The sequence below is a fragment of the Candidatus Tisiphia endosymbiont of Neophilaenus lineatus genome, from assembly GCF_964264975.1.
Lineage (GTDB): Bacteria > Pseudomonadota > Alphaproteobacteria > Rickettsiales > Rickettsiaceae > Tisiphia.
Map to the genome: position 1 here is coordinate 868277 of NZ_OZ183649.1, position 23003 is coordinate 891279.

Here is a 23003-nt window from a genome sequence, read left to right on the forward strand (position 1 = left end):
CAATTAGTATAAATTATTCGAGTATACTGCAAAAACTTGAAGAGTTGGTAAACCAATTTTCAAGTTTTTGGGTAAAAAATAACCTAAATTTCTCTAGCACTAACCCATTGATAGGAGCTGCGATCACTAAACACTTGTCGTAAGAATTGGTTATTCAGAGCATGACTAGTTTTATAACCCGTGATGTCAGCTATTAGATGACCTCCTGTAGTATATAAATCTCCGAACAGATCGAGCAGTTTGTGCCGTACAAATTCATCTTTATATCTAAGTCCATCGTGGTTTATTATAATATCTTGATCTATACCTATAGCGTTATCGAGAGATGCACCACGTGCTAAGCCCTTGCTTTTTAAATATTCAAGTTCATGGATAAATCCAAAAGTTCTAGCATCAGCAATGTTATTCTTGAAAGACTCATTCTCTAAGAAGACTAAATTTTGCTTGCCAATAGCTTTGCTAGCAAAATCTATTGTCATATCAACTGTCATGCTATGAGCAGGGTTAGCTACTAACTCGCAATCTCTGTGAATTGCCCTAATTTCTTTTAAGATTTTTAGGTATTTCTTTGGAGCATTTTGTAATTGTCTACCAGCACATTCTATCATAAAGACGAATGGTTTACTGCTACCATCCATTATCGGGATTTCAGGACCATCGATTTCAATTATTAAATTATCGATTCCACATCCCCAAAGAGCTGCCATTAAATGTTCTATAGTTGAAACATAAATATTATGTTCATTTTTTATGGTAGTAGATAAAGAAGTTTCTGAAACATTTAAACAACTAGCTTGAATAAAATTTATCTCTTGCCTTACATCAGTTCTGACAAAAACAATACCGGTATTTTCTACAGCTGGTCTTAAAGTCATCTGAGTAATGTTACCGGAATGAACGCCTACACCATAACAACTTACTGGGTTTAGTATTGATACTTGCATTGGTTAATTTTGCTAACATTTTAGAAATTCAACTTATTTTAATGCCTTAAACAATTACATGCAAGTTACATTATGTTACAAAATATTTCATCAATCTATATACTGCTCGTAAATGAAGAGTTGATAGACGATAGAATTAAAATCATGGTAGTAGTGTGACTAGTTGTACGTGAGCATGCGAATCCGTGATATTTTCAAAAAACAATTCGTAGGAACAGAAGAGTATACCTTACTCTGTTGAATCTGGAAGTCTGTTCTTCAGTATAAAAGGTAGTTGTAGTAAAAAGAAAATGATCGTTATAGGTATTGCTCCAAATATTTTAAATATAACCCATGTAGATTCTGCAAAATTACGCCATATTATTTCATTTAACACTGCCATAAACAGTAAAAAACCAGCAGATCTATAGCTTAAAATATTCCAGTTCTTATCTTCAAGTTGGACAAAATGATTAAACATATATTTCAAAAAGGCCTTATTTCTTATGGCACTGATAAAAAATGTACTACTAAAAATTACATATAGAATAGTTGGTTTGATTTTGATATACATAGAGTTACCACTAATCAAAACTATACTAGCTGAGACTAACAACACTCCAGAAGATACTAAGGAGGATTTGGAAACTTTGCCTTCTATAAGATAACACAGACTAATACAAATAATTGAAGTAATAAGTATATATAACGTCGCACTTTGTATACTACCGCCATAAAAATAGCCAATAAAAAAAGCTATAAGCGGAGCAACTTCTGATAAAAAATTAATCATAAATAGTTTTATTTCTCTGTTACTACTTTTGTGTGTCTGATTTTTATTTGTATTAAGATATTAATTAAACCTAGAGTGCAAACATAAAAAACAACTTGTAATCCGTTAGGTCTAGCAATATATCCAGTAATCATTTTTAGGAATTTACCATAGATACTTCTGTCAGAAATGAGCCAAGAGCTATCCCAAAGCTGGTCGGATAAAATAGTAATAATCCCTGAAGAACTCAATATACCAGCAGCTTCTGCTGCAAAACCACTAGCAACAAGCATTAATAAAATGGAAGATATACGAAATATATATTGTTGGTTTACTATTTTTATTAAACCTAAATAGATAATGACACCCAAAGTTAGACCACTGACTATACCAATAATTAATCCTAATAGATAGCTATTACTGTCAATAATTTCGACTGAAGAAATACTATAAACTAATATAATAATTTCCATTCCTTCTCGAAGAATAGTTGCCGCAACAATCAGTACGAGCATTATATAACTACTATCACCGCTACTAATTTTTACAGACAAATCATTAAGATTTTGTTTTATCTTAATACCATAACCTTGCATCCATACTATAGTCCAACCAATTAATGCAACTGTTAACAAAATAACTCCAGAGTTAAATATCTCATCACCTAGACCACTAAATGCTACGGTTATACTACGAGTAAAGAAAGCGAATAATGCAGCAGAAACTGTACCAAGCATGACTCCAGCAATTATATAAATTCTAGATTTTTCTAATTGTTTTGTCACAGCAAGTATTACACCAAGCAACAAAGCTATTTCTAGGAATTCCCTGAATACCACTAATGCTATTTTAAACATCTAAACCTAAATAAATTTAATTAACAATAAGAGCCCCTTGTGCTGTCTCTTGATGAAAGTCTCCAAAAAAATCATATTTACCCGGGGCTAAAGGGGCAAGGATGATATTTATAGAGTCATTTGGCATAACAATCTTTTCGCGGTGCAGATCATGACTCTCAAACTCTTCTACTGTACTATCTTGGTTGTGGATAGTAAAACGAATCTTCTTACCACTTTCTACTCTAATAATATTTGGCTCAAATCTATGATTCTTTATAACCGTTACAATTTCTACTATATTAGTATCTACATCATTCTTAGATGTGCTTTTATGATTAATTGCAAAAATTATTACACCCACCACTAGAATAATACCTCCAAAAAATTGAAGTATAGTTTTTTTTTCCATAGTTTTAACTTGAAAGCTTTATTAAAGTTACAAAATACACCAATACAATCATAGCTACAAGCACATATAACAGAGTGTAGTTTTTTTGTTTTTTATGATCCTTCATTTTTTTGGGTAAATTCATAAGCACCCTCCCTATATTATACAAATTATACAATATATTAGATTTCCACTAAGTCATCAAGAATCAAATATTTTTTATAACAATACTTTGTTTCTCCTCTAACCAATTAATGATTAAACTGAACAAGATTCTAGAATTAGCTAGCTAACTCTGATAGTTTGTACAATTAGTATAAAGTTGATATATGGTCTCAGGATGAAACTAGAGTTGGGCAACAAGGTAGCTTAACTCGTATATGGGCTAAGCGTGGCACTAGACCCCGTAAAGTTCGGCAACAGCAATTTATTTCAACATATATTTACGGAGCTGCTTGCCATGAGACAGGAGAAGCTTGTGCATTAATTTTTTACCATATGCAAACACACAGGCAATGAATAAATTCTTAGAAGAGCTTTCTCGCAGTATTCAAGGCAACCGACATATAGCTTTACTAACGGATAATGCAGGTTGGCACACAGCCAAAAAACTAACTGTGCCAAGCAATATCACTTTGATACCGCTTCCGCCCTATGCACCGGAACTTAATGCAATGGAACAAGTTTGGGAATGGATTAAAAATCATTTCTTGTCTAACCAATGTTATGGTGTATATGAAGATATCGTTACTATGGCTTGTTACGCTTGGAATCAACTTGCTCATAATGTAGATTTAGTAAAATCAATTATGTATAGAGATTGGATAAATACACCGTGTTCATTATTGCAATTGGTATTAGTTGATGGATATGATATTTCACAGGTAACGGAAGAGTCGCTAAGAAGCAATATTTCAGTAATCCTGCAAGATATTACAATGTTTCATCGTTCTATTTTAGAAAATTTGCAGCTAGCTAAATATGATGCTACTTTACCAGAGATTGAAGAAGCATGTAAAAAAGCTAGAATACATGATGATATTCTACGAATGCCCAATGGTTACCATTCAATAGTTGGTGAACGAGGGGTAAAAGTAAGTGGAGGACAACGGCAACGGATTACAATTGCTAGGGCTATTTTAAAAAATGCACCAATCCTTATTTTAGATGAAGCAACATCGGCACTTGATTCACCAACCGAGGCTCTAATTCAAAAATCTATTGATGAAGTTTTGGAGACCAGTAATGCTACAACTATAGTCGTTGCTCACCGTTTATCAACATTGCTGCATATGGATCGTATTTTAGTATTCAAGCATGGCAAAATTGTGGAAGACGGTACTCATGCTATGTTAATCGCTAAAGGAGGGCTATATAAAACTCTTTGGGATGCACAATATAGAGGATTTTTGCCAGATGATAAAAATAAGAAAGCATGAAAATATAGAGTAACAAATATATACTCAAATCATTTGGATATATTGTAAAACTTTTGTGTTTCAAGGGAACAAATACTATTGGAATAATTTTATGCCAAATAGTATCTGCAGGTTTTGTGGTAGAAATACAAAATATACCTGAAATAAATGCACGATAACCGTAGGCATTATCAGGTAATATTGATATACTTTTTGGCATTAGAACCATCGTTTTTTAAAATCCTAATGCATTGTTTGTATTTGGAATTAATAAATTTGATTTTACAGGAATTTCTTTCAATAACACCCCAGAAGGAAAAGGAGTTCTTAGTAGTAATGTACCAACATGTGGTATTTGGCCTTTTATTTTTAAATCATAATTTTCATCAGAATCATTAACTAATTGTGTAATAAGATGTGTATAAGGAAAATCTTTTTCTTTACACTCTTTAAAGTCTTCAATATATATTGTACCAATAATATTTTTCTCTTCTTTCCCATGAGTAGCAATTACATTTGCAACCAACATATAGAGTCGTTCTACTAGTTTTTCTTCATCTGCTTCTCCTAACTGTATTAATTTTTTCCTAGCAATCTCCCTAGACCACATCAAGTCAGGAATGTCATCTATAGAGTCAGGAAAGCCTGTACTTTGCATGTCATACTTATATACAAAGAACCAAAAAGCCTCTGCAGCAAGTTGTTCTATCAACATAGTGTTAATAATCATATTATTTCTCTATATTTGTTTATCAGAACCTGTTTACTTATGTTATAGACTTAACATAGATAGTGCAAGAAGAAATCATATCAATAGTAGAAAAAACAAATACAGCTACGTATTTGACTCATAGTTAACAACTTAATTTGTCCTATAGTTCCTAATAGAATTCGCTCCTTCTAGGAAACAAATCACTCAATCCTGTTTCTTCAATTGTGAACTTGATAGCAGTGCTTCAAGTGTAAGTTCCTAAGAAACTTATTATTAATCAATTCTTAAAAACATAACAATTGTTATTGTATTCCTATTCATTATTTTTTATAGTCTACATATTTCAGCGGATCAACAGCTATCTTTCCCTCGCGAATAGCAAAATGTAGCTGAGGATATTTAGCATCTCCAGTACTCCCTACATGTCCTATTATCTTGCCTTGTGAAATTGTTGCTCCCTTTTGAATAAGTAGGTCTTGCAAATGAGCATAAGCAACATAAAGGTCGCTATTATCTAACTTTATTATTAATAAATTACCAAACTTTGTATCATTACCTGCAAACACTACTTGACCTGTTGCAATAGATTCTACAGCAGTTCCTTCGTCTGCAGCAATATTAATCCCCTTGCTTTTTCCCTTAGATGTTTGCTCACCAAATTTGATAGTAATTTTACCATCGATTGGTTTGATAAATTTGGGGGTATTAATTGGTACAGCATTTTCTGCTTCTCTTATAGCACTTTTTCTTATGGATATTTCTTGGTTTTTTTTATTTAATAGCTCAGTACTAACTTTTATCATGATAATTTGAGATTTGTTAAGATGATATGGTTCAGACATGTTATTTAGCTCAGCTAATTCTTCAACCTTCTGACCATAATCATTTGCTATTGATACTAATGTTTCTCCTTGTTGCACCTCGTGGTAGATTAGCTTACTATCATTTGGTTTCACTTTTGGAACTATTATTACATCGTCTCGATTTTCAGTTTCTACGGCATTACGATCTTTTAAGAAAGCAGTTGGAGCGTCAAAATCTTTTTCTTTCTCATCAATTTCTCTACTTATTATTTCATCTTCATCGCTTTCTAATATGTTCTTATTCTCGGAATATGCTGTAGTTAGTGAATTGATGGTTGTAGACTTTTTGGTAAAATCCTTTCCATGATTATACTCAATAGGGGCTGGAGGTTGTGTGCTACATCCAGAAATCAAAAAGACTATAAAATAGACAAAAACTATATTACTCTTCATAACTTACCAAAAAATTTGCAACTTTATTATGCAATAAACTAACTGTAATATAGAATCAAGTCTAGTATTTTTTTATCAAAATTAAGTAATTATGAAAACTTACGATCTTATAATAGCCAGTGATCACTCTGGATGGCACCGTCAAGTTAAGTAAAATAGTATCAAAAAGAGCTATATTTTTAGATTTCAGGCAGCAAGAAGTCTTTGAGTGGCTTCGTCCAAAATGGATTTAGCTGATGCAAATGCAATTCTTTGCTCAATTGCTGTTTTACTATATCTTCCAACATTTACGGCAAATATATTTCTGACTTTTCCCATCAGTGATAATTTACAGTGGGCTGAATTAGGATGCTTAAATTTAATTAATATCTTCTCGTTGCGCCTAGTTGGTTGATGAGCATTCTCAACACGATTATTTAGTCTTTTATGAGTGCGATGCTCAGTTTTAGGGCACATAAGCTTAATCGGCTTAATGTAACTTCTGAGCTTATCAGTAACAATTACTCTTGGAGCTGGATAATGACCCAATAATTTTGATAAAAAACGAATAGCTGATTTTTTGTTACGACGCTTCTGCAGTAATACTTCTAATTCATGCCCCTCAGAGTCAACAGCTCTCCATAATATAAATACCTCGACTTGAATCTTAATATTCATCTCATCTAAATGCCATTTATCAGTTGGTTTCCTCTCTCGCTTTCTGATAACATCTTGAAAATAAACCGCAAATTTATTGCACCAAAATCTTACTGTCTCATGACTTAAAATAATACCTCGATAGGCCATCTGTTCTTGTACATCTCTGTAACTATTATTGAATCGATGATATAACCATACTGCATGGCTAATAATGCTTACTGGAAAACGATGTCTCTTTGGGGATTGAATAATACACATAGCACTGAAATTTAGGTAACAATTGTCACTGATAATAATCTATAAATTATTCCCTACATTTGCTCAATACTTAATTTACATTTCTCTTAACTTGACGGTGCCGTAAATACTACTAATATAAGTAAAAATATCATGACATTTTTCTTAATAACCTAAGAACATTTAATTTATCAAATTTAATTTATAAAAAGTTAAGACTTAATTTTATAGACACTATAAAATACATATTTTGTCATCAAGATAATTCAGGTTACCCCAGCATTCAGGATAAGAATTAACTAACTCTTATCCCAAATTCGCGTAGGTTATATTATTCTATATTTTTATTGCCCTGACCATCAAGGCCTTTAGTTCCATTCAGCTTTGCATTAACTAAAGATAGTTTACTAACAAAGGCTTTAATGAAATTAACATTTGTTAAATCAGTATCATTAAAATTTGTATTATAAAGTTTGGCAGATTCTAATTTGCTACCGATAAGCGATGATTTACTAAAATCTGTGTTATTTAGATTTGCCATAGTTAAGTCAGTATTTTGTAATATACAACTCTGAAGCTTAGAATTAGATAAATCTACCCTTTTAAGAACAGAACCTGAAAAAATAGTTTGATTAAATACAAGATCTAGTAAATTTAAATCTTGTAAATTCATATTTGATAAGTCTTTTACCTGCTCTAAATCTTTTACAGAATATATAATATTTGTTAACTTAAGCTTATCAAAGTCTTGACTATTTAATACAATATTTCTATTAAAATCTGAATTAACAAAATTACTATCTTTATATCTCACATTATTTAGTTGAGAATTTATAATTGATGAATTATCAAAGGTTACTTCTGACAACTCTGAATTTATGATAGCCATTTGATAAAAATTACTATCAACAAATTTGGTACTATTTAAAACAGTATTCTGCATAAGCACTTTAGTAAAATTCACCTTATTAAATTGAGTATTAGAGAAATTAGAGTTTATTAACTCACTATTAGTCAAATCAGAATTAATAATAGTTGCTTGTTTGACATAGCTATTATTCAGTAATATACCAGTAAGATTACTATTCTCAATATCGCTATTAACAATGTTAATTTTATTTAACTTAAGCAAAATGCTACTGCAATTCTTTATTGATAGATCCTTTATGCTAGTGTTATTAAAGTGAGTATTATCCATAATACTCTTTTGAATTTGCACTTGCTGCAATTGTGCATTATTAAAATTGGTATTTTCAAAATTACAACTTTCAATAATTGCATTGGTAAAATTTACAGACTGGAAAGAAGAAAAAGAGAATAACGAGTTAGTAAGTTTTATATTTTTTAATTGAGCCTGATTAATAATACCATGAGTAAAATCTGAATTATTAATAATCGCTCCAGTAAAATCCACCCCTGTTAGATCTACAGATTTACAATAACAATTAGTGATACTAGCGTAATTAGCTAATATTTGCCGCAAATCTGTACCATAAAAAATAGAGTTTGATATAACTGCATTTTTGAAACTACTTTTTCCTAAATTGCTTTTCTGAAAATTAGATTTACTTATAATACTACCATCAAATACAACTTTAATAAGATTGGTATTTTCAAAATTAACATTTTCTAAATTAGCTTTGATAAAATCAGTGTCCTCAAAATTTGATTGAATAAAATTACTATTTTCCAAATTGGCATTTTCAAATATAGATGCTTGAAAATCTGAGCCATAAGCTGATATATTTTTTAATCTAGTATTAGAGAGATCACTTTCTTGAATTACAGATTTTGTTAGAACTGCATTCTCAAAATTTGCTCCCGAGAAATCCACACGTGATATTTCACAGAAACTTAAATCAACACTAGAAAGGTCTTCATCTTTCAGTTTAACACCTAATAATTTTAATCCCCTTAAATTTGAACCAAATTTACTTTTAATATTTACTCGTACCTTATTTTTATTCTGCTCTATTATATAATTCCTAATAACAAGACTTTGACTATTAGATAATAAACCATCTGCATCTCTCGGAGAATCCGAACATCCGGTAAGGAATAAAAGTAAAGCTAGAATAAAGAATTTTAGTTTAAAATACTCGCCAACAAAAGAGATGCTAATCTTGCTTCCTTTAACGTCATTTCCGCCGTAGCTCGAATGACACCGAGGCTGCTTAAAGATATTACAGAACATTCTTTCTGTTTACATCTGTTATATAATGATATAAAGAAGAAAATATTAATATCTTCACTAAACCAGTTGGTATAAATACTATAAACCCACTATAAATAGCTTGTTTAATTCCTATAATTGTTGTCAACCAGCTAACTCCCAAAAAGTAAATTATAACGTGACCAATAAGACAGCTAAAAAACCCTGCTAAAAATCTCTTAGTAAATTTTTCAGACAACCTACTATTAATTATACCCATAACAGGAGCTGCCAATAACATTCCTATAAGATAACCACTTGTTGTACCAAGAAGAAAATATAAACCACTGGATAATTTTGTAAACATTGGCAGCCCTACTATTCCGGCTGTAAGATAAGTTAAAATCGTAGCAAAACTAAGTCGAGGGCTATAAGTAAAAGCAATAATACTAACCACCACAGTTTGCATAGATACTGGTACTGGCTGGGTAGGAATAATAATCTGAGCTCCAGCAAAGAGAGCTATTACCCCCATCATCACTTTAATAACAACTACGGCATGCTTATTAGCTATAAAATTTGCTAGAGTTTTCTTATTCGTAACTGTCATAAATTTCCTCTTCGTTAAATTTATTATTAGGAATATGTAAATTGAGCAATTTCAATTTACGATGTAAAGCCGAACGTTCCATACCTACAAAGGATGAGGTCTTAGAAATATTATTATTAAACCTATACATTTGAACGGCTAAATATTGCCTTTCAAAAATCTCTCTTGCCTCTCGAAGTGGCATGGTCATCATATCAACATTATCTTCCTGCTTTGCAGAACTAGCACTATTAACTAGAATTTCTGGTGGTATCATAGATGGTTTTATTACTTCATTATTATTTGAAGATAGTGGATTCATAATTAAAGTCCATTCTATCACATTGCGTAATTGCCTTATATTACTTGGCCAATTATAAACTTGCAGAGCTGCAATAGTTTCATCAGAAAATTCACGTGCTTTTAAACCAGAAAACTTAGCAAGTTGTTTAACAAAATATTTGACTAATACAGACATGTCATCTTTTCTATCATATAAAGATGGTACTTTTAAGGAAATAACATTGAGGCGATGATATAAATCTTCCAATAGTTCACCTTTACTTATTTCTTCTTGTATAACCTTAGAAGTTGCAGCAATAATCCTTATATCTAATTTTATTGCTTTGCTGCCCCCCTTATGAAACATTTGATCTTGCACAAATTTAAGCAATTTTACTTGTACCGAAACTGGCAAACCACTAATTTCATCTATGTATAAAGTACCATTATTTACTATTTCTAATATCGAAGGACGTATAACGCCTTGGTTCTCTATCCCTTCAAATAATTCTTGATGGACTCGGTCAGGATTCATGCATACTGGACTAAAGATTACGAAAGGAGCATTAGCCCTTTTTGATTTTTTATGAATTAACCGAGCAGCTAGTTCTTTACCACTACCAATTTTACCTTGAATCAATACTCTACTAGTAGCTAAAGCAGCTTTTTCAATATCAGACTTAAGCTTAGCTGTAATGTGAGAGTTACCTATAAGCTCAGTTTTATCAATAACCTTTGATTTCAGATCAAGATTTTCACGCTTTAACTTAGCTGCTTCACAGGCTCTTTTTAATAAAATCACTAACTTATCATGACTAAATGGCTTTTCTAGATAGTCATATGCACCCATTTTGATAGCATTTACTGCAGTTTCAATAGTACCATGTCCACTAATAACTATCACGGGCATTAGTGGATAGCGTTTTTTTACTATTTCCAAAATCCCAAGTCCATCAAGTTCACTACCCTGGAGCCAAATATCTAGAATAATTGCCGAGGGGGTTCTTTCCTGGAGTATTTTAAAAGTTTGAATACTATTAGCAGCGGTCTTGGTAGTAAATCCTTCCTCTTTTAAAATATCTGAGACTAAATCTCTAATATCTGCTTCATCATCAACAACAAGAACATCTATAGACATTGATTTTTCCTAAAACTAATTATTGAAATTATACGTTAATAGCTTACATAAAAGAAATCAACTAATTTTTATAACATTTTTACCACATAATCAAAATTATACATATTAAGCCCACACCACGGCATGCGAATTCGTGATAAGACTATACTATTTAAGAACTTGTTTTATAAGAGGAACAGTAATAGCTCGTTTATGAACTAATGCAAAATGCGTTATTATCCCTAATAATTTTATCATTTGATCAAATTGCCTCGGCAAATTAATTAATAAATATTCAATTACACAGTCAGATACCTTAAGCGATTGATCAGAAAAATACTTAAAGATTAACTTGGTCATTAATTCATCATCAGGCTGGTTTATTTCTAATCTTACAACAGCATTAATTCTTGAGGATAAATCCTGTAACACAAAATTACTAGCTAAACTTCCTGTAGTCATCAACAAATATTTACGATACTCACTTATTAAATTAAAACAATGGAGCACTTTCCTTTCATCCCAAAATTCTATATCTTCCATAATAAAAGCATTATACTGCATTATATCTTCTGCACTAAGTATATCTAAGTCTTTTTTTATAAAAAATGCATTCGACAAATTTTGCCATATTTTACTAAGATAGGTCTTACCAGAGGATGGTGGTCCGTAAATCAAAACTGTAAACTCATACGGTTTACTTCCCCAAGATACAGACCAGTTTTTGATTGAATTGTATGCAACTTGATTAGAAAGTGAATTAATAAAATTATCTAGAGCATATAGATTATTACTAAATAATGGTAATATATATTGCTGGGAGTTTGGCATAATTAATGTTTAAGTTTTATAAAACTTACTGGATTTATAAAAGTCGATAGCGGCTAAAAACAAAACTTTTATTATACTAGCAATTGGCACAGCAAAAAATATACCAATAAAGCCAAATAGGTTACCCAGTGCTAGAACCGCAAATATTATCCAAAGAGGATGTAATCCTATTTTATCACCTATGATTTTCGGTGATAAAATATACCCCTCAACTATTAGACCAATCAGATAGATAATTATTATATAAAATAATTTATTGACCATACCAAAAGTAAAATAACTAACAATCATGGTAAGAGAAAAGGATATAAAAACTCCAACGAATGGTATAATTATTGAGAAACCAGATAATATCCCTAATAATACACCTAGATCTACGCCAAGAATCGATAAAGAGATTCCATAGTAAACTGATAATAACAAACAAACATTTAGTTGCCCTCTTATATAAGCAGATAAGGAACAATTAATTGCTGATAATATTTCTTGAATTTTCTTTTTACCTTTTAAAGGTAGCAAGAGGTCTATATTCTTTGCCATTGTTAGCCACTCCCGTAAAAAATAAAACAATATAAGCGGTATTAATAAAATTAACACAAATAAATTGATTGTTACCTTCGTCACATGCCAAATATTATTAACAAGACCTGTGATAAGCAAAAATATGCCATTAACAAAATTACTAATAGAATCTTTTATCTTATCGGCAATATTTGGATCTATCGAATAAACTTTTGCCGTAATAACCGGTATTAATTCAGTTTGTAAGTAATCTTTATAAGCAGGAATTTTACTAATAAGTAGAGTTGTTTGTTGATATATGATAGGCAACACTACCACAACCACTATAGTAAAAATACTGAAAAACAGCAAAGAAATTACCGAAACTATTATAGTTCTAGATAGTTTATATCGTAATGAGAGATTATCAACTATAGGATGTAATATATATGATATTACCCCAGCTATAAGAAATGGCATCAATACATCAGAGATCAAAGTCAAAGTTACTATAACAGTCCCAATAACAATAACCCAAAAAATAACTTTATCCAAGATTATGCCTTTTCTTTATTCATGTTTTTTTCGATACTTGCACTATAGCAGGTCTAACTAACCTATCTTTTATCTTGTAGCCTGATTGCATAATACCTATAATACTATCTTGATCATATTCATCTGATACTACTTGTGAAATTGCGTGATGTATATTGTAATCAAACTTTTCCCCTAATAATGGCTCTATTGATTCTAAACCGTGCTTTTTTAGTATGCTAGTCAATTCACTTTTAGTCATTTCTACCCCGGTAATAATACTAGCTAGATCACCTTCCGTATTTTGTGGCTTATGCTCCAAAGCTCTAGCAAGATTGTCGTTAACACTTAGCAGATCTTTAGCAAAAGAGAAAATTGCATAGTCTTTTGCATCTTCAATTAATTTTTCTAAACGTTTTCTAGTATTGTCAGATTCGGCTATTGTCCTTAGCAATTTATCCTGTAAAACTTCAATTTGATTTTTCAAACTAGCAATCTCTTGCAAACTATCTTGTAATGTTAGAGAATCGGAAGGTTGGTTTTCTACTGCATTTAGCAGTTGAGCGTCAGTGTCAATTTCCTGATTATTACTATTATTATCTTGTTGTTTTTCCATATTTACAGCCTTTTTTCTTGCAAAAATCTATTTTCTTAAAATATAGTGTAAATCTTTGTATTTTCAAGTCAATTTTAATTTAAGTAATAATCCATGAGAGCTTTTAATAGAAAGAATAATCAATTACGCAATATTTCAATTGAACCTTCAGTTCTGCTTAACTCTGATGGTTCGTGTCTTGTTAAGTTCGGCAATACCCATGTAATATGTAGTGCAACATATGAAACAAATGTTCCGCCATTCCTACGAGGGCAAAATCAAGGTTGGATAACTGCTGAGTATGGTATGTTACCTCGCTCAACCCACCAACGTATGAAGCGTGAATCAACGCAAGGAAAACAGTCTGGTAGGACACAAGAGATTCAAAGACTAATTGGCAGATCGATGCGTACGGCAATTGATCTAAAAGCCTTGGGAGAAAAGCAAATTATCATTGATTGTGATGTAATTAATGCCGATGGTGGAACTAGAACAGCGGCAATTACTGGTAGCTATATTGCACTTCATTTAGCGATTAGATCATTAATTGCTAGAAAAATACTTAAAACTAATCCTTTAATTAGCCAAGTAGCCGCTATTTCATGCGGTATATATAAAGGACAGCCCATAGTTGATCTGGATTATTTAGAGGATAGCAACGCGGAAGTAGATGCCAATTTTGTTTTCTCAGGCAATGGAAATATAATAGAAATTCAAAGCACAGCAGAAAAAACCCCCTTTTCCAAAGAGCAATTTTATGATATGCTAAAATTGGCGAGTTTTGCTTCCTCTGATCTATTCAAGCTACAAAACCAAATATTATTAAATAGCACAATTTAATATTGTTACATGGAATATTTATGACTATAAAAGAATTTTTTACTAGATATTCAGAATTAAATGTTGAAGATTGAAAAAATCTTTTAGTTGATCGTGTTAAGGGTCTTAACATAAATCCAGCAGACAGTAAAGAAAAACTTATACATAAATATAATCAAAACACCTGAAAAATCTATAGATCCAAAGGGTAGCCTTGAAAAAGCTGGTGTAATAATAGATATAATGGAAAAAGTTGTATTGCAGCATGCGGGTGATTTTCTAAAAGGAGCTCATGTAATGGTTGAGGACAATGGAGATATGTATGATACCTTAAAAGATTTAGGATTAGTTAAAGAACGAATCTCTTCACATCATAGAGGTAATAAAGCTGAGCCAGATGCATCAGTGCAAGCTGGAGAAATATTTAGGGAATTTTTAGTTGGAAAAACGAAAGACGGGAAAACATGGTTTCAGCTAGAAGCTCATTCTATAGGAGGGCTTAGCAATTTTATAAAACATATGATAGATTATGTGACTTATGTATTAACCGGCAAGAATGTTGGGCAATATGACCTTTCAGAACATGTGGACAGCAAACCTATTACACTTAAGACTAAAGAAGTTAAGGAAAAAACACAAAAGAAAACTCCTACTACAACTGCCAAATTTGTACAAAGAATAGGAGATGAAAAGAGAAAAACACAACTTATTGAACGTTAATATCATCGCTCGTAGTTAATATACTCGGTGAACTTCAAGAATTGGCGTTGTCGTGTCTAAAGATCTCCGCTGCTCACGTACTAATGTACGCTCCGCTGCTCGACTTTGACACTCCTAGCTCTTCTTGAAGTTGACCTTCGTCTACCAACTCTTCATTTACGAGCAGTATACTTACTACATATTAACTATTGGCTGCGCAAATTTCCCTGTAAATATACATTTTAGCCTTGCTTAGCTTTAAATCTTTTGATTTTCTTGTTTATTACAAGGATTTTACCTTTTCTTTTTACAACCTGACAATCTTTATCTCTTTTCTTTAAAGATTTTAATGAACTTACAACTTTCATATAAAACTATCCTTGGTATTACTTGCAAAAACCTAGAAAGTGATAAATCAACCTTCACACTTTCACTAGCTTAAGTTTAAAAAAGTAATAATAATATTTTTTATCAATTCAGTCAACCTAAAAACTTCTTTAGAGTAATTTAAAAGTCGGGATGTACTGCGATGTAGAGAAATCTAGCTTGTATAAAAAAATTATTACGGTATTCTAACTTTTTTCCAATATTAATTTTATGTTAACTCCTTTAAAATTATTCGTTATTTGGTTATTTGGACTAACTAGCGGGTTTACCTTAATGATTACAGGTAATACTTTAAACTACTGGTTGGCCAAGGAAAATATTGACTTACAATCTATTGGTATGTTTGCTTTTATCATAATGCCCTATTCTATTAACTTTTTATGGACTCCTATTTTTGACACTATACATTTAGGTCAATTAAGCAAACTGCTTGGTCATAGATTATCTTGGATTTGTCTAATCCAGATTTTGTTGGCATTTACTATTTTTCTTTTAAGTACCATGAATCCTCACCACAGTCTAATATTGTTTGCACTAGTAGGCTTGATAATATCATTTTTAAGTTCAGCTAAAGATAGTATCCTAGGGGCTTTCAGAACCGAAATTATTGCAAAAGAATCTCAAGGAGCAGCTTCTGGAATTTATATTTTTGGCTACCGTATTGGTATGCTAATTTCAAGTTCTGGAGCTATCTATCTGTCAAGCTATTTAGGATGGAATAATATATATAAAATTTTTGCCATTTCTGTACTTGTTTGTTCTGCTATTTTGGTTACAAGTATCTTGCGGTTAGAACACGACTTAGCCTCAAAAACTTATCTAGATCATAAAATAAATATTTCAAACTTTGTACAAAATATCTTAAAACCTGTAGGGTCTTTTTCCTTAGTCTTTTTAATAGCAGTTTTCCTTATTTTATATAGATTACCAGATGATTTTATTACTATGATGATGAATCCCTTCTTAAGACATCTTGGTTATAACGAATTTGAAATAGCCAGTGCAGGAAAATTTTTTGGTATAATATCTACAATAATTGGCGGACTAATAGCCAGCTTAGTGATGAAAAAAAAGAATATCTTAGATAGTTTGCTGATATTTGGCGTAATTCATGCAATCGCACATACCTTACTTATTGTGCATGAGATTTATGGCAAAAATCTACCATTATTCTTTATTACTACAGTCTGTGAAGGTATAACTTGCGGGATGGCTATGACAGCTTACATTGCTTTTATAGCTTCAATATGCACAGGCAAATTTCGTGCCACTCAGTATTCATTTTTTTCTTCTATGATGGGATTTTCAAGATCGATTTTTCCAGCTCTTTCAGGATATATTGTTGTACAATTTGGATGGAAAAGCTTTTTTACATTTATTATTATAATCACAATTCCTTCTCTACTTCTGCTACTAAAAATCAGCTCACTATTAAAAGCAAAAATGAAATATTAAATGTAACCATGAGTTCTATTACGTTGTTGGTGTCGGGATAATGTCTTTTGTTTTGTTGATACTACTGTGTTTGTTTCAGGTGGAGTGTTGTTCACATGATGTTTTAAGCTACTCTGAATCTGCGTTAATTCACCTATAGAGTCGCTTGCCTCAAGGGGAATAATAGCTTGTGACATATTGATATTACATTCTTTATTTTTTGCTACTTCTTGTACCATTGCTTCATATTGCCCTTTGGTTACAGGGATAGTGTAGATATTATTCCCTCTTTGTATATATCCTATAGCATCTTTATCATCCCCAGCAAACTTTAGTGATAATGGGTTGGTTATTTCTACTAGTTTTCCTTGCTCGTTATAGTGAGCAGTACAATAAAGTGCCTTCGAGCTTGCAATATTTTCACCTTTCTCGTTTTGTACCGGGAATGAAAGATGGACAGCTGTACTAGATGGCTTGATTGTTAATGGTAGATTAATATTTCGATAATTACTAATCTCTCTCTCTGTTACGCCATCTTCTAACATTACTTTCTTAGAGGTCTTTATATTAGTTTCTATTAATTTAAATAATTCTTCATCTTTGACTTTAATAGCCCTTGATCTAGTAGAGCTTGTGTTTGTTACTGTTTCTTGTTCGTTCCAAGTTAAAGGTTTAAAATGATTAGCCTGAAGGACTTTAGCATAACTTTGTACTTCATCATTCATGTCTTGTGCTATATTTGCTTTTACACTGGGGGCAGCCCAAGCCTTTTGTATTAATCCGTTGTTATTTTCTACAAACTCTTTAAATTCCTGAGAATTAGTAGCAAGACCTGCAATTGCAACTCCTTTATCCGTCTGAATATTTGCTTCAGCAAGGACGTGTTGTAATAGTGCTTGTTGTTTGGCAATAATTTCTTGTCTAAAGGCTAATGTTATAGAATCCACTTTGGAGGTTGAGGATTGAACATTAGTAGTTGTTGTTTCGTGAGTCAGCATAACGTCTAGTGCTTTTCTAGATATTTGCATAGATGGTTCGAGATCGCTTGTTTTTTTGGTCAGTAGCTGTTTTTCTTCTTGTAATATTTTTACTATTTCTTTAATTAATAATACTTCTCGGGCTTTATAGCCTATAATATACTTTATTTTAGTTTCTTTTCTTAATTTTAATTTTTTGGTTTGGTTGATTATATTGTTAAAATAATCGGGATGTTCTTGGACTAATTCTCGTAATTTTGGTGTGTTAATTTTTCCTTTTGTTACTAAAAGGCCCAATTTAATTTGCAACCCATATTCTTTTAATGATTGTTGTCTCTTGTGCATAGTCTCTTTAAGAGCATCTTTCACATCAGCAATCTTTATGTTTTCTGGGGCTATGTCCTTAAATTTCTGACACATTGCCATTTTCGCCCAATTTGCTAGTGCTTTGTCACTATAATATTTCGATAATTCTGCAAAACTGTCATCGATAGTCTTATTTAAATCGACTTGGGCAGTATCAAGTAAACCTTTTACAAATGAATCATTATGACTTAATTTACTTGGGAATTCCCTAAAATGGTTAGTTGGGCCTAGTAATGGTAGATGTCTAGACCAAGAATATGGATGGATGTTATCCTCTAATTGGTCAAGACTTCCAGCAAAATCTATACGAACTAGTTTGGGAAGAATGGTAGAATCTTCGGGGTCTCTTATAACTCCTATGTTACCTGTATGAATATCAAAGTCACCTATTAATAAACTAGTTGGAGCTATTTTATCAAAAGAACTATAATGAAGTTCTTCAAAAGCTTTGCTTAAAGTATTAGATAATAATTCTCTTGTTCCCATGAAAATCGGTCTTCCCCCATCTTTTCGAAGCCAACCACTTGGTTTAGTTTTTGTAGACATGTGTTTATCCATATCTACATACATATCACCACTATAATTCTTAAAAAATTCAGACCGTACATATACCTCAGAGCCATCACTTTGAAGTCCTCCTTGCTGATGTACTTTTTCGCTAAGATGATCAGGTACAGTGAGAGAAACTTTAGCTCCATGATTTGGATTTGTTGCTTGAAAAATTTGCGAACCCAAAAACTCTGATATATTTTTTCGAGAATCCCCTTCGCTTTTAATCATGGATAGAAGGTCATCAGAACTTTTGTATATTCCTCCTAATTCTCCACCATCATTAGCTCCAAGTGATTTCTTTGCCAAATAATTCCAACCGATAAATTTTGATATCAATGGTGTTGTCATATTATCCTCTTGGACTTTTTTGCTTCAGTTCAATATCGAACTAATGGTTATATTGATTATACACTCAAATAATTTCAAGAAAATTTAAGAAATCTCGTAATTCTTGTCGAGCAGCTACGTGAGATATACTAAGTGTTTTTCCATGATTAGCTGTTGTTAAGTCGAGTAATGTTAATCCTTGTAAAAATAATTCCCGAAAAATTACTCTTTCACTAAAGCCTGGGGCAATTTTAAAGCTAATTCTTTTTGCTAATTGTTCAAGAGAAGTAGCAACATTCCTTTTGTTTACTGCATCCAAGTTGCTTAATCTATTACGCATTACAATCCAATTAATTGTTTCGCCATTACGGTTAGCCTTCTGCATTTTTTGTTCCCAAACCATTTGGCTATAGATTGACGGAGTAATAATTGACAAATTGTTAGCATTAACTTTACCTAGTACATCAAAATCAAGGAAACTGTCATTAATTGGCGTAATTATAGTATCAGCATAAGAGTGAGCTAATCTTGATAAAAAAGAGTAGCTTCCTGGTGTATCGATTACTACATAATCTGCTTTTTTTGCCTGTTCAAATATTTGTGCAAACCTAGTTTTTTCGTCCTCTTCTTTAAGGTTAATGACTTGTTCTTGGCTTTCAGTTAAATGAACATGCTGAGGAACGGCAACCGTTTTATCCGGATTTTTTAGATTATAATCAGCCCTATTCTTTAAATAATTTGTTAAAGAACCCTGACGTGAATCAGTATCAATACTAGCTACCGTATGACCATTATAAAGTAAGGCAGTAATAAGATGCATGGAGCAGGTAGTTTTACCTGCTCCACCTTTTTCATTACCAACTACAAAAATATGATTTGTTTGATTTACTTGATTATTTTTCATAGTGATCTTGGATAAATTGGTTAAGAAGCCTTACACCATAACCTACTGCTCCTTTGGGACCAAGAGGATTACCTGTTTTATTATAGGCAACACCAGCAATATCAAGATGAGCCCAAACCATACTTTCCTTAATAAAATTTCCTATAAATTGAGCTGCCGTACAACTACCAGCCGCTCCAGGGACATTACCAATATTGGCAAGATCAGCAATGTCAGACTTTATCATCTCATCAAAATCTTTATGCAGAGGCATACGCCATAATTTTTCATTAACTTTATTACCAACCTCTATTAGCTTATTAGCTAATTCATCATTATTAGCGAAGCATCCAGCATAAGTTTTGCCAAGAGCAACAACGATAGCTCCAGTAAGGGTAGCAAGATCGATGACACATTGAGGTTTAAATTTTTCTTGAGTATACCAAATTGCATCAGCCAGGACTAACCTACCTTCTGCATCAGTGTTATCCACCACTACTGTTTGTTTTGACATAGTGGTTACTATATCTCCTGGTCTTTGAGCGTTACCTGATGGCATATTCTCTACAAGCCCTACTATCCCAACCACGTTAACTTGGGCGTTACGGCTAGCCAAAGCCATGATTGCTCCAACTACTGCTGCTGAACCAGCCATATCATATTTCATGTCTCCCATATTTGCTGCTGGTTTAAGTGAAATACCACCACTATCAAAAGTAACTCCTTTCCCGACAAAAGCCACGGGGGGCGTATCATCATCCAAACCATTATACTGCATTATTACCAGTTTAGATTCATTCTGTGAACCTTGTCCAACACCAAGCAAAGCCCCCATACCAAGGTTTTTCATTTCTCTTTCGCCGATAACGGTAATTTCAACTCCTAACGGTTCAAGATTCTCTAATATCTTTTCCGAGTAAGATGAAGGAGTTTTGATATTGGCTGGTTCATTAATTATATCTCTAGCAAAAAATACCGCTTTGGCTAATAATCTCTTATCATTAAATAATTCTTCTGCCTTAAAGTTGTTGTTTGTAGAAATTTCAAGAGATTCTACGACGAATTTTTCTATTTTGCTTTGTTTAGTTTTGTATTTATCAAATTTATATGAAGCAAGCAAACAGCCGCTAGCTATAAGCATCGCCACAACAGCTGGCTCATATTGTCCAATATTATGAGAGATTTTTATACCAATAGTTCTAATTTTACAGCAAGTACTACTGGATAAAATTTTTCCTCCGATCTCCTCAATACAAGAAGTCTTTAGTTTTGTTTCATCACCAATACCCACTATAATTAAATATCTTATCTCTCCATCCTTACTGATAGAATTAACAATTTTAATTTGTCCAAATTTTCCAGCAAATACTAATTTATTCTGAATAGTTTTAGAAATTAAACCATGATGTTGTTGGTCAAGTAGCAATAACTCATTTTCTAATTTCAGTTGTTCGTTAATGAAAACTACAGTTGCTTGATTATTTGATAATTCTTTACTTATAAAGTTAATGTTATTGAGCATAAATTCCTATTTTTGAGAGGTTAATTTTATATATTCTTTTTGTAAGCGTAATAATCTGAATAATGGAAGTATATAAAAACCCACGGATTAATAAAGTAATTCTTGAAGTCTTTTAAATATTATATTCCAAAATTATTCCCCACTAAGTAGAAAAGTGATTAATTTCAATGATTTTTTTGTGTTAGAGTACATAGAATAAATATTACCAAGTGTGCAAGTTTAGGTAGGTATAATACCAATTGTAATAATTAACACGGTGTATTTATCCAATCTCTATACATAATTGATTTTACTAAATCTACATTATGAGCAAGTTGATTCCAAGCGTAACAAGCCATAGTAACGATATCTTCATATACACCATAACATTGGTTAGACAAGAAATGATTTTTAATCCATTCCCAAACTTGTTCCATTGCATTAAGTTCCGGTGCATAGGGCGGAAGCGGTATCAAAGTGATATTGCTTGGCACAGTTAGTTTTTTGGCTGTGTGCCAACCTGCATTATCCGTTAGTAAAGCTATATGTCGGTTGCCTTGAATACTGCGAGAAAGCTCTTCTAAGAATTTATTCATTGCCTGTGTGTTTGCATATGGTAAAATTAATGCACAAGCTTCTCCTGTCTCATGGCAAGCAGCTCCGTAAATATATGTTGAAATAAATTGCTGTTGCCGAACTTTACGGGGTCTAGTGCCACGCTTAGCCCATATACGAGTTAAGATACCTTGTTGCCCAACTCTAGTTTCATCCTGAGACCATATATCAACTTTACATCTATCGATATTTTTTGGTAATAATTTTGTTAACATGTCTGGAAAGTTTTTTTATATCTATTTTGAGTCTCTTGATTTGATTTTGGATGCATTGAACGAGAAGTAATCCAGCTAAAACCAAGGCGGTGCATAGTATTGTAGACTGTTTTTAAAGCACATTTAGCACCATATTCCTCAAGTAACATGATATGTAGCTCTTTTCCAGTTATATACCCACCAGTTTTACTTTTACTGAGCGTATTGATTTTATCAAAAAGAGCAGATTCTTGTATAGTGTTAATCTTCCTAGGGGCACCGCTTCTTTGTGATTCAAATAATCCTTCAAAACCATGATTCCTAAATCTTCTGAGCGATGATTGCACAGTTTTCCAGTGTGACTTCACTATTTCAGATATGGCTTTAAAAGATTTGCCTAATTGAAGGTGATACATCGCCAATAAACGTATACGATTTCGACCATGCGGCTCATGTTTCATCAT

The 23003-nt window shown here is 32.1% G+C and carries 23 protein-coding genes; 4 read left to right on the forward strand and 19 right to left on the reverse strand.

The features are described 5' to 3' along the window. Positions 1-83 precede the first annotated feature (83 nt). The 4 genes from lpxC to ACFE3K_RS05170 form a co-directional block, all read right to left on the reverse strand. Positions 84-944: a UDP-3-O-acyl-N-acetylglucosamine deacetylase gene (gene lpxC / locus ACFE3K_RS05155; protein WP_375358520.1), complete on the reverse strand. Its 861-nt coding sequence runs from the start codon at positions 942-944 to the stop codon at positions 84-86. Between the two features lie 229 nt (positions 945-1173). Continuing rightward, positions 1174-1716, reverse strand: coding sequence for a septation protein A (locus ACFE3K_RS05160; protein ID WP_341751322.1), 543 nt, complete (start codon positions 1714-1716; stop codon positions 1174-1176). An 8-nt stretch (positions 1717-1724) separates the two neighbouring features. Then, positions 1725-2552, reverse strand: coding sequence for an FTR1 family protein (locus ACFE3K_RS05165; protein WP_375358521.1), 828 nt, complete (start codon positions 2550-2552; stop codon positions 1725-1727). Between the two features lie 16 nt (positions 2553-2568). After that, complete coding sequence (locus ACFE3K_RS05170; protein ID WP_375358522.1) at positions 2569-2943, reverse strand: cupredoxin domain-containing protein; 375 nt, start codon at positions 2941-2943, stop codon at positions 2569-2571. Positions 2944-3398: 455 nt separating this feature from the next. On the opposite strand from ACFE3K_RS05170, the gene ACFE3K_RS05175 reads away from it, so the two are divergent. Further along, positions 3399-4361 carry a transposase gene (locus ACFE3K_RS05175; protein ID WP_375358523.1) on the forward strand — a complete coding sequence of 321 codons (963 nt, stop codon included), beginning with the start codon at positions 3399-3401 and terminating at the stop codon, positions 4359-4361. A gap of 214 nt (positions 4362-4575) precedes the next feature. Here the strand turns inward: ACFE3K_RS05175 and ACFE3K_RS05180 are convergent, their stop codons facing one another. The 9 genes from ACFE3K_RS05180 to grpE all read right to left on the reverse strand — a co-directional run bounded on the left by ACFE3K_RS05180 (position 4576) and on the right by grpE (position 13806). Beyond that, a complete protein-coding gene (locus ACFE3K_RS05180) occupies positions 4576-5070 on the reverse strand; it encodes a hypothetical protein (protein WP_375358524.1) in 495 nt (164 codons plus the stop codon). 302 nt (positions 5071-5372) lie between these two features. Then, entirely contained in the window at positions 5373-6308 is a 936-nt protein-coding gene (locus ACFE3K_RS05185) for a peptidoglycan DD-metalloendopeptidase family protein (protein ID WP_375358525.1), read from the reverse strand. Between the two features lie 186 nt (positions 6309-6494). Further along, positions 6495-7205: an IS6 family transposase gene (locus tag ACFE3K_RS05190; protein ID WP_375358526.1), complete on the reverse strand. Its 711-nt coding sequence runs from the start codon at positions 7203-7205 to the stop codon at positions 6495-6497. A 310-nt stretch (positions 7206-7515) separates the two neighbouring features. Beyond that, positions 7516-9378 carry a pentapeptide repeat-containing protein gene (locus ACFE3K_RS05195; RefSeq protein WP_375358527.1) on the reverse strand — a complete coding sequence of 621 codons (1863 nt, stop codon included), beginning with the start codon at positions 9376-9378 and terminating at the stop codon, positions 7516-7518. Continuing rightward, entirely contained in the window at positions 9368-9946 is a 579-nt protein-coding gene (locus tag ACFE3K_RS05200; protein WP_375358528.1) for a biotin transporter BioY, read from the reverse strand. Before ACFE3K_RS05200 ends, ACFE3K_RS05195 begins: the two co-directional genes overlap by 11 nt. Next, positions 9930-11345 carry a sigma-54-dependent transcriptional regulator gene (locus ACFE3K_RS05205; RefSeq protein WP_375358529.1) on the reverse strand — a complete coding sequence of 472 codons (1416 nt, stop codon included), beginning with the start codon at positions 11343-11345 and terminating at the stop codon, positions 9930-9932. The genes ACFE3K_RS05200 and ACFE3K_RS05205 overlap by 17 nt, the downstream gene beginning before the upstream one ends. 147 nt (positions 11346-11492) lie before the next feature. After that, a complete protein-coding gene (locus tag ACFE3K_RS05210; protein ID WP_375358530.1) occupies positions 11493-12155 on the reverse strand; it encodes an HdaA/DnaA family protein in 663 nt (220 codons plus the stop codon). Positions 12156-12164: 9 nt separating this feature from the next. Further along, a complete protein-coding gene (locus ACFE3K_RS05215) occupies positions 12165-13211 on the reverse strand; it encodes an AI-2E family transporter (RefSeq protein WP_375358531.1) in 1047 nt (348 codons plus the stop codon). Positions 13212-13230: 19 nt separating this feature from the next. Then, positions 13231-13806, reverse strand: a complete 576-nt coding sequence (grpE, locus tag ACFE3K_RS05220) for a nucleotide exchange factor GrpE (protein ID WP_375358532.1) — start codon at positions 13804-13806, stop codon at positions 13231-13233. Positions 13807-13899: 93 nt separating this feature from the next. On the opposite strand from grpE, the gene rph reads away from it, so the two are divergent. Continuing rightward, positions 13900-14625, forward strand: a complete 726-nt coding sequence (gene rph / locus ACFE3K_RS05225) for a ribonuclease PH (RefSeq protein ID WP_375358533.1) — start codon at positions 13900-13902, stop codon at positions 14623-14625. A gap of 222 nt (positions 14626-14847) precedes the next feature. Further along, positions 14848-15324 carry a hypothetical protein gene (locus ACFE3K_RS05230; protein WP_375358534.1) on the forward strand — a complete coding sequence of 159 codons (477 nt, stop codon included), beginning with the start codon at positions 14848-14850 and terminating at the stop codon, positions 15322-15324. 221 nt (positions 15325-15545) lie between these two features. Here the strand turns inward: ACFE3K_RS05230 and ykgO are convergent, their stop codons facing one another. After that, entirely contained in the window at positions 15546-15671 is a 126-nt protein-coding gene (gene ykgO, locus ACFE3K_RS05235) for a type B 50S ribosomal protein L36 (protein ID WP_094648811.1), read from the reverse strand. Positions 15672-15900: 229 nt separating this feature from the next. Between ykgO and ACFE3K_RS05240 the strand changes: the two genes are divergently transcribed. Beyond that, entirely contained in the window at positions 15901-17145 is a 1245-nt protein-coding gene (locus ACFE3K_RS05240) for an AmpG family muropeptide MFS transporter (RefSeq protein ID WP_375358535.1), read from the forward strand. Here ACFE3K_RS05240 and ACFE3K_RS05245 read toward each other — a convergent pair. The 5 genes from ACFE3K_RS05245 to ACFE3K_RS05265 form a co-directional block, all read right to left on the reverse strand. Next, entirely contained in the window at positions 17142-19367 is a 2226-nt protein-coding gene (locus ACFE3K_RS05245; RefSeq protein ID WP_375358536.1) for a Sca4 family protein, read from the reverse strand. The genes ACFE3K_RS05240 and ACFE3K_RS05245 overlap by 4 nt on opposite strands. A 64-nt stretch (positions 19368-19431) precedes the next feature. Continuing rightward, positions 19432-20250, reverse strand: a complete 819-nt coding sequence (locus tag ACFE3K_RS05250; protein ID WP_375358537.1) for a division plane positioning ATPase MipZ — start codon at positions 20248-20250, stop codon at positions 19432-19434. Beyond that, entirely contained in the window at positions 20240-21751 is a 1512-nt protein-coding gene (locus tag ACFE3K_RS05255; RefSeq protein ID WP_375358538.1) for a leucyl aminopeptidase, read from the reverse strand. Before ACFE3K_RS05255 ends, ACFE3K_RS05250 begins: the two co-directional genes overlap by 11 nt. A gap of 248 nt (positions 21752-21999) precedes the next feature. After that, on the reverse strand, positions 22000-22560 hold the full coding sequence (locus ACFE3K_RS05260) for an IS630 family transposase (RefSeq protein ID WP_375358539.1): 561 nt from the start codon (positions 22558-22560) through the stop codon (positions 22000-22002). Then, the gene (locus ACFE3K_RS05265) at positions 22554-23003 is read right to left on the reverse strand and encodes a helix-turn-helix domain-containing protein (RefSeq protein ID WP_375358540.1); all 450 of its coding nucleotides are present in this window, start codon (positions 23001-23003) and stop codon (positions 22554-22556) included. Before ACFE3K_RS05265 ends, ACFE3K_RS05260 begins: the two co-directional genes overlap by 7 nt.

Bases quoted from the DNA above. Each gene is read 5' to 3' on its own strand.
- ACFE3K_RS05170 (WP_375358522.1), bottom strand. From the start codon at position 2,943: ATGGAAAAAAAAACTATACTTCAATTTTTTGGAGGTATTATTCTAGTG.
- ACFE3K_RS05210 (WP_375358530.1), bottom strand. From the start codon at position 12,155: ATGCCAAACTCCCAGCAATATATATTACCATTATTTAGTAATAATCTA.
- ACFE3K_RS05160 (WP_341751322.1), bottom strand. From the start codon at position 1,716: ATGATTAATTTTTTATCAGAAGTTGCTCCGCTTATAGCTTTTTTTATT.
- ACFE3K_RS05205 (WP_375358529.1), bottom strand. From the start codon at position 11,345: ATGTCTATAGATGTTCTTGTTGTTGATGATGAAGCAGATATTAGAGAT.
- lpxC (WP_375358520.1), bottom strand. From the start codon at position 944: ATGCAAGTATCAATACTAAACCCAGTAAGTTGTTATGGTGTAGGCGTT.
- grpE (WP_375358532.1), bottom strand. From the start codon at position 13,806: ATGGAAAAACAACAAGATAATAATAGTAATAATCAGGAAATTGACACT.
- ACFE3K_RS05200 (WP_375358528.1), bottom strand. From the start codon at position 9,946: ATGACAGTTACGAATAAGAAAACTCTAGCAAATTTTATAGCTAATAAG.
- ACFE3K_RS05180 (WP_375358524.1), bottom strand. From the start codon at position 5,070: ATGATTATTAACACTATGTTGATAGAACAACTTGCTGCAGAGGCTTTT.
- ACFE3K_RS05245 (WP_375358536.1), bottom strand. From the start codon at position 19,367: ATGACAACACCATTGATATCAAAATTTATCGGTTGGAATTATTTGGCA.
- ykgO (WP_094648811.1), bottom strand. From the start codon at position 15,671: ATGAAAGTTGTAAGTTCATTAAAATCTTTAAAGAAAAGAGATAAAGAT.
- ACFE3K_RS05230 (WP_375358534.1), top strand. From the start codon at position 14,848: ATGGAAAAAGTTGTATTGCAGCATGCGGGTGATTTTCTAAAAGGAGCT.
- ACFE3K_RS05260 (WP_375358539.1), bottom strand. From the start codon at position 22,560: ATGTTAACAAAATTATTACCAAAAAATATCGATAGATGTAAAGTTGAT.
- ACFE3K_RS05190 (WP_375358526.1), bottom strand. From the start codon at position 7,205: ATGTGTATTATTCAATCCCCAAAGAGACATCGTTTTCCAGTAAGCATT.
- rph (WP_375358533.1), top strand. From the start codon at position 13,900: ATGAGAGCTTTTAATAGAAAGAATAATCAATTACGCAATATTTCAATT.
- ACFE3K_RS05240 (WP_375358535.1), top strand. From the start codon at position 15,901: ATGTTAACTCCTTTAAAATTATTCGTTATTTGGTTATTTGGACTAACT.
- ACFE3K_RS05195 (WP_375358527.1), bottom strand. From the start codon at position 9,378: ATGTTCTGTAATATCTTTAAGCAGCCTCGGTGTCATTCGAGCTACGGC.
- ACFE3K_RS05255 (WP_375358538.1), bottom strand. From the start codon at position 21,751: ATGCTCAATAACATTAACTTTATAAGTAAAGAATTATCAAATAATCAA.
- ACFE3K_RS05265 (WP_375358540.1), bottom strand. From the start codon at position 23,003: ATGATGAAACATGAGCCGCATGGTCGAAATCGTATACGTTTATTGGCG.
- ACFE3K_RS05185 (WP_375358525.1), bottom strand. From the start codon at position 6,308: ATGAAGAGTAATATAGTTTTTGTCTATTTTATAGTCTTTTTGATTTCT.
- ACFE3K_RS05250 (WP_375358537.1), bottom strand. From the start codon at position 20,250: ATGAAAAATAATCAAGTAAATCAAACAAATCATATTTTTGTAGTTGGT.
- ACFE3K_RS05165 (WP_375358521.1), bottom strand. From the start codon at position 2,552: ATGTTTAAAATAGCATTAGTGGTATTCAGGGAATTCCTAGAAATAGCT.